Consider the following 3,056-nt stretch of genomic DNA (forward strand, 5'->3'; position numbering starts at 1 on the left):
CACCTGATGGTGAAAATGTCTGTTTCGTTTATCTGGATGAATTATGGACAGTTGACTGGGACGGCGGAACTGCCAGGAGTCTTACTGCTGTTGATCATAATGTCTCAACCCCGCAATATTCACCAGATGGCAAGTGGATAGCTTATATGACTTCTCGTGATGGTTTTCAGTGCATATTCAAAATCCCTGCTGATGGTGGAACTGCTGAAGCTGTCAATACTGATGATTTCACGCTTTGCGACTGGTTTCCTGACAGCAAAAGTCTGCTGGTTACCCGTTATCAGGAACGTTATCATGATGAATATTTCCGGCTTTATCTGGATGGCAGCCTGGAGAAGATCACCTCTTTTTCTGACTCATTTTCCAGTCTAAACCGCAAGGGTGATAAGATCATATATTGTCGTCGTGGCTATCCATATCGTGAAAGTTATACCGGTTCAGCAAATGGTGATCTCTGGATATATGACATGAAGCAGGAAAAATATATCAGGCTTACGGAAACTGACAACACTGAACGCTACCCTCAATTCTCCATGCAGAATGACCGCATTTTCTTTGGCGCATCTGATGGTGAAGTATTTCAGTTATATCAAGTGGATGATCTTGATTTTTCCACTAAGACGCAGTTAACAAACTTTAAAACATGGTCTTTACGTGATCTGGATGTGGCCTATCAGAATGACCGCATTGTTTTTGAGCACTTTGATCAGATCTGGAAATATGATCCGGATAAAAAGAAAGCTTCAAAACTGGATATCGAGATCAAGTCAGATATTATCGCTGACCCTTTGCAGCAGATAAAGGGCAATAATTGTGGAGAAAACTTTGACGTCTCCAAAGATGGAAAGCTGATTGTTTTCTCCTGGAAATATGATCTTTTTGCCATGCCCGTGGAAGGTGGTGAAGTTAAGCAGATAACTCATGATCAAAAAGGGATTGATGATTTAGTGATCATGGATGATAATAAAACTGTGATATTTACTCAGATAATCAAAGGTGCTCCCCACATGTATCGCTTCAATATTACAGATATTGATGATATAGAAGAGATTAAATGGAGTAAAGATAAATACATTGAATATTTGGATGAACAGTATGGACGCTTGATCGCAGCCTTTTCCCAGATTGGCTCCCGGGCTCAGAAAATTGCTGTGGGTGACAGTCTGGGTAATGATCTGGAAGTTCTCGATATGGAAGAACAATATAATTACGGTGTTCTGGATAAGGAAGGTAGATATTTCCTGTATTCAGTAACGGACTACAGCATCTGGAACAGAGAACTCAAGATATATGACCGTGAAACAAAGGAAATTCATCCAATAGAAACTACAACTTCCTGGTTCTCAACCCCCCGCTGGGGCAAAGATAACAAAAGTGCCTTTTATTCCATGGATGGAGATATATATCGCCTTGATCTCCAACCGAAAAATGATTACTATTATGATGATGAAGATCCCTGGAAAGAAATCCTTAAACCTGAGGATAAGAAAAAGGATGAAGATAAAAAGGAAGAAAAAGATAAAGATGATAAATCTATAGATAAGGAAGAAAAAGAGACGAATTTAGAAATAGATTTTGACGGACTGGATCAGCGTAATACTCGTATTGCGAACGAGGAAGGATATAATTGGGTGGTGTATCTCACTTCTGAGATGGTGTATTATATCAATTCCCTCGATAATGAAAAAACTCTTCGCAAAGTAAAGTATAATGGTGAAGATGATGAAGAGGTTTATGCTTTTGGTAAAGGTATGGATTCTGTCACCTGTCGGGGAAAAGACTGGTATTTCCAGAAAAATGGCTCTTTATTCAAAATGCCTCTCAGTGGAAGCAAACCCGAAAAGATTGAAAATAAGTTCAGTTATGAATATGACCGTCATGAGCTTAATCAAGATATTTTCGATCAGGTATGGCGTCGTTTTGGACGTGGTTTTTATGACCCGGAAATGCACGATATGAACTGGGATAAAATCTACAAAAAATACCAGGAATACCTGCAATATGCCTATGAACCTAATATGATGGGCAATATTGTTGATGAGATGATCGGTGAACTGAATGCTTCCCATACGGGCTTTTACCCTCGCAGTGATCAAAGCTACCCATCTGTTCGCAAAGCTCGATTGGGTGCCACATTTGATCTTGGTGATTTCCCCGCAAAAGGTATTCGTTTTCAAAAGCTATACCGCAATTCCAGCCTTGCCCAGAATTTTGATATCAAACCTGGTGATGTGCTGCTTTCTATAGATGGAATTCAAGTTGGTAAAAATCTTCCCTTTGACAGCCTGCTGCGTGATAAGGTAAATGAAAAGATCAAACTGACAATTGACGTTGGTGACAGCACCCGTACCGTAGAAGTGAAGGGTATTAATAGCAGCCGGAATTATAATTTATGGTATGATGACTGGGTGCAAAGCAGGCGGGAGAAAGTAGAAGAACTATCTGATGGACGTTTTGCCTACTCGCATATTCGCGGGATGAATAATTCCAGTTATGAAAAATTTGAAGATGAACTTTTCGGTATGAATTTTGATAAAGATGCTCTGATCATTGATATCCGCTTTAATGGCGGGGGCAGTACTCATGATTCCATCCTGGAAACGCTCACTAAAAAACAGTACGGTTGGAGCACAAGCCGCAGGGCTGATGCAGATAAATATCCCACTCCGCGTGACATCTGGGATAAGCCAATTGTCCTTCTAATTGATGAAGATTCCTTCTCCGATGCTGAGATATTCCCAATACTTTTTAAACATCTCAAGCTGGGTAAAGTGATAGGAATGCCGACTTCAGGGTCTGTTATCGGAACCGGACACATCAATTTTATGGATGGTTCTTCCATGAGAATGCCTTCTTCCGGCTGGTTTGAAATGGATTATAATAATATGGAGGGTGATGGTGCACAGCCAGACATCTATGTCCCCATGAATCCCGAAGATTACATCAATGATAATGATCTCCAGCTCAAGCGAGCAGTGGAAGAACTCTTTAAGGAACTCAAATAATTGATCAAAATATATTGCAGCCCTGAATGATCCATATTCAGGACTGCCTTT

General features: G+C 40.3%; 1 protein-coding gene. It reads left to right on the forward strand.

Annotated elements, in window-relative coordinates; all coding sequences use genetic code 11:
• Positions 1–3,005, forward strand: a 3,005-nt coding sequence (locus RAO94_11810) for a S41 family peptidase (protein ID MDP8323027.1), incomplete at its 5' end; no start/stop codon positions are given.
• Between the last annotated feature and the right edge of the window lie 51 nt (positions 3,006–3,056).

Origin of the sequence: Candidatus Stygibacter australis (genome assembly GCA_030765845.1) — a bacterium.
Lineage (GTDB): Bacteria > Cloacimonadota > Cloacimonadia > Cloacimonadales > TCS61 > Stygibacter > Stygibacter australis.